The organism is Microcystis sp. M49636_WE2 (assembly GCF_030065375.1).
Taxonomy (GTDB): Bacteria; Cyanobacteriota; Cyanobacteriia; order Cyanobacteriales; family Microcystaceae; genus Microcystis; species Microcystis aeruginosa_C.
Genome location: NZ_JASJFG010000486.1, coordinates 1 through 3,897 on the forward strand (window position 1 = coordinate 1; position 3,897 = coordinate 3,897).

3 protein-coding genes and 1 pseudogene are annotated in these 3,897 nt (G+C 47.0%); 2 read left to right on the plus strand and 2 right to left on the minus strand.

What is annotated here, in order from left to right:
• A pseudogene (locus tag PX484_RS11410) lies at positions 1–226 on the plus strand (cobyrinate a,c-diamide synthase); the annotation flags it as partial.
• Between the two features lie 417 nt (positions 227–643).
• On the opposite strand, the gene PX484_RS11415 reads toward PX484_RS11410, so the two are convergent.
• Positions 644–1,030, minus strand: coding sequence for a hypothetical protein (locus PX484_RS11415; protein WP_002800703.1), 387 nt, complete (start codon positions 1,028–1,030; stop codon positions 644–646).
• Between the two features lie 530 nt (positions 1,031–1,560).
• On the opposite strand from PX484_RS11415, the gene PX484_RS11420 reads away from it, so the two are divergent.
• The gene (locus PX484_RS11420) at positions 1,561–3,414 is read left to right on the plus strand and encodes an iron uptake porin (protein ID WP_287767079.1); all 1,854 of its coding nucleotides are present in this window, start codon (positions 1,561–1,563) and stop codon (positions 3,412–3,414) included.
• A 47-nt stretch (positions 3,415–3,461) separates the two neighbouring features.
• Here PX484_RS11420 and PX484_RS11425 read toward each other — a convergent pair whose 3' ends face one another.
• Entirely contained in the window at positions 3,462–3,878 is a 417-nt protein-coding gene (locus PX484_RS11425) for a CoA-binding protein (RefSeq protein ID WP_008201483.1), read from the minus strand.
• Positions 3,879–3,897 lie beyond the last annotated feature (19 nt).

The following is a 3,897-nucleotide window of genomic DNA, read 5'->3' on the forward strand; positions in this document are numbered from 1 at the left end:
ACCAGTGCGCGGCCATGAATTCCATCGCTCCCAATTAAGCGGGGTGAGCGACGCACCGATTTATCAACTGCAAGCATTCCCCAAAAGTGCTATCAATGCCGAAGGGTGGCAAGGTAAGAATCTGCACGCTTCCTATCTCCATCTACATTTTGGAGGCCAACTGAGCCTGCCGAAAAAATTTTTAGCTGCCGGCCTTGATTTTTTCCGCACAGCTGCGTTAAGCTAATTGCAGATAAATTCAATAATTAATCCGTTCAGGGATACAGGAGGTGATGTCGATGGTAGAAAGTAGTAAAAGCATGGGTCTCTTAATCGACAATAGCCGGCTGTGCGCCGGGGCTGTTCTCTAGACCCCCACGTCTAAACAAGATTTAGACTAGCTGGAGTTCCTTCCGGCAGTCTGGTGTCGATTCCGATGACCCGCTACACCGCCCTTACCGAGCAATTGGTAAGGGCGGATAGTTTTTGGGGGTTTCCCGTCATCTGAGAACCCCAGAACCAGAAGTAATACTAAATCCGTTGAGTATAGGCTAGTTATGAGGAGAGGCACTCATGCAAAAGAGGGAATAGATAATCAGTTTTTAATAACCGGATTTAGTATAGTGCCAATTTTGTCCTAAGTGAGCCTTTCTTCACTTTAACTCTACGGGCGCAAACTAACCCAGCGCCGCTTCTGGTTTGGGGACACCGTTTTAACGCCATTGACCGAGATAATATCATTGGCTAAATTGTCCGCCATCATGGGAATTAATCGATTTATATTATTTTTATAAGCTTTTATCCAGAATTGAGAGAGTTTCTCTCTCGCCTCCTCATTGACGTAGATAGTTTTATCTGGCATAATCAATACCATTGCCACATCACCGGAGTTTTCCGTGACGGCAAAGACAAACTGATCACGGTCGGACTTGAGACCTTCGTACCAGTAGTCTATGTGTTCTTCTAATTCGTATTCATAGAGAGCGCGTTCCATCTTGCCATCTTCTAGCAAGGCTTTACGCAGTGTATTGGCTATCTTTCTTTGTTTCATGGTCTTGTACCTGTTTTTGTGGGCGTTAAGTTTTGCTGATTAGGCATCACTCCATATTTAACAGTGCCACTATAGAAATTATCAATTAATCTGACAACAACCCAGTCCAGTCGTCGTTATCAAAATCAGAGAACCTTGCCCGACTCGTCTAGATGAGCCTGTTATTTGAGCTTAAGTTTCCTCTCCGTAAGGATTCTAACCTACTTGAGTTTTTGTTTAAGTGCCGTTAGTATCTAGAGGGTGGCGGTTCTTCTCGACTTTGTATGATAATTTTTGCTTATAGAATCGTCAAATGATTATCGGGCAGAACTTTTAGGGCTATTTTGTTGAAGTAACTATCAGTATAGGCCTGGTTTCCACACAGAAACCAGAAGAGCCTAGTGGCCACTTTGTCAACCGGTCAAGGGAAAAAAAATGAGATCGCATCTTTCCCTAAGCAATTAAATCGTGTATAATAACGGAAGAATAGCAAGGCTATATGCGTCATCAAACTGTGTAGTCAACCTATAAGGTGTGAGGAAAAAACCATCATGTTAAGAATGTTCTGGAGATCATTGCTGGTTAGCCCAGCGATTTTAGGAGCTACCCTGGTAGCTTCCGCTAATGCTAGTAGCTTCGATCCCGCCAAATCTACCAGTGTTTCTACCGAATTTAACAGTCTAGAAATCGCTCAAGTTCAGGACAACGGTGCAGGAACTGGCGAATTACTCAATCAGATCGAACAGTACGGTAACGAAGGTCAAGTTGCACCCGTACAGGGCAACAGCATCGATCAAGTCACCAGCGTTAACCAACTGCGGGATGTTTCCCCCACCGCTTGGGCCTATGAGGCCTTAAGAAGTCTTGTGGAGCGCTATGGTTGTATTGTTGGTTATCCCGATCGCACCTTCCGCGGCGACCGAGCCTTAACCCGTTGGGAGTTTGCGGCTGGTTTAAACGCTTGCTTAAACGTGATGGAACGTTTAATTCAAGATGGTGTCAACGTCCTCAAGGAAGACTTAGACGCTCTCAAGCGCTTGATGGATGAGTTCCAAGCCGAGTTAGCAGCTTTAGGAGCTAGAGTTGACAACTTAGAAGGACGGGTGTCTTTCCTCGAAAATAATCAATTCTCCACCACCACCAAATTAGCTGGGGAAGTTATCTTCGCCGTTACCGATACGGTCGGTGCCGGTAGCCCCGCCTCCCAGGCCGCCATGCAATACCGCGCTCGTTTGCTGTTAAACACGAGCTTCACCGGTCAGGACGTGCTGAAAACCCGTTTAGCGGCGGGTAGTGCCACTCCCTTTGGATTTGATTACAAATCGACCACCACACTGCAAAATGGTGATCCCGCTTCCGTCAGATTCGATAACCTGCAAAGCCCTTCCCTATTCCAAACTTGGACAGCCGCCGGTAACGGTAGCGATGTGGTTCTCGACTGGTTGGCCTACTATACCCCGATTGACTTAGGTTATTTTGGTCGCTTCAACACCTACGTCGCCGCTTGGGGCGGTATTTGGAATGACTTCGTTCCCACCACTAACCCCTTCTTTGAAGACTTCGACGGTGGTAATGGTGCGCTTTCGACCTTCGCTTCCGAAAACCCCATCTACCGTATCGGTGGTGGTTCTGGGGCCGGTGTTAGCCTACAGTTAGGCTTCCTCCAAAGCATTGTCGGTCCGACCTCCCTATCTTTGGGTTACTTAGCCGGTGGTGCTACTTCCCCTGCTGATCCCAACCCGGGCAACGGTCTCTTTAACGGGGACTACGCAGCTTTAGCACAGATTAACGCTAACCTCTTTAACTTCCTCAACGTTGGCTTTACCTACGTTAACGCTTACCAAAGTGCTGACACCGCTATCTTCGGTAACGGTGGTACTCGTGGTGTGACGGGGACTTCCGCGGCTAACCTTTCCCAAACTCAGTTAAACACCCTGCTCAACGTCAACGGCAGAAATCCTAACAGAGTAACCCTACAGGATAAGGTTGGTTTCTTCAACTTCGATGCCAAAGTATCCAATAGCTACGGTTTAACCGGTGCAGTGGATATTGGTTTCGCCAGCTTGAGTGCCTTCGGTTCCTACTCCACCGTGCGTTTACTCGGTCTCGGTGATGCGGAAGTGTGGACCTACGGTGCTGGTATTGCCTTCCCCGACTTAGGTAAAGAAGGAAATATCCTAGGTCTGTTTGCTGGTGCGCAGCCCTACATCGGTAACTTAAGCTTCCGGGAAATGGGTCTAAAAGTATCTAACATCGTTCCCTACCACGTTGAATTGTTCTACAAGTACCAAGTCACCGACAATATTTCTATCACCCCCGGTGTCATCTGGATTTCTGCACCTGAACAGTTCAAAGGTACTGGTAACGAGTGGATTGGCACTCTCCGCGGAACCTTTACCTTCTAGGATTTCCTAAATTAAACCCGAAACCCCACCCATGGTGGGGTTTTGTTTTAGGGAAATAAACGCTGATATTCTATCTGGATACAAGCATCCATAATCACATTTAAACCTGCCTCGATCGCTTTTTTTTCCGCAACTGGGTGATAAATTTTCAATTGTGTCCAAAGAGTAGCAGCCTGAATAGCAATAGCTGACTCGACAATTTCGGGCAGATAATCAGGATGACGAAAAACGTTAACAATATCCACAGGTTCGGGGATAGCCTCTAGAGAAGGATAGCAGCTTTGACCGTCAATTTGCTTGACCATCGGATTGACCGGATAGACTCGATAACCCACCGCTTGCAGGAATTTGGCCACCTGATAGCTGGCGCGGCTCGATTTCTCGGAATGCCCGACCACTGCGATAATTTTACTATTGCTGAAGATGGTTTTGAGCGCACCATCGTCTCCTTTAATATTCGGCATTGTCCCACCTATCTTAGAA

What these genes read in the sequence shown, in the direction of transcription:
- PX484_RS11415 (WP_002800703.1), bottom strand. Translation starts at nt 1,030, where the DNA reads ATGAAACAAAGAAAGATAGCCAATACACTGCGTAAAGCCTTGCTAGAA.
- PX484_RS11420 (WP_287767079.1), top strand. Translation starts at nt 1,561, where the DNA reads ATGTTAAGAATGTTCTGGAGATCATTGCTGGTTAGCCCAGCGATTTTA.
- PX484_RS11425 (WP_008201483.1), bottom strand. Translation starts at nt 3,878, where the DNA reads ATGCCGAATATTAAAGGAGACGATGGTGCGCTCAAAACCATCTTCAGC.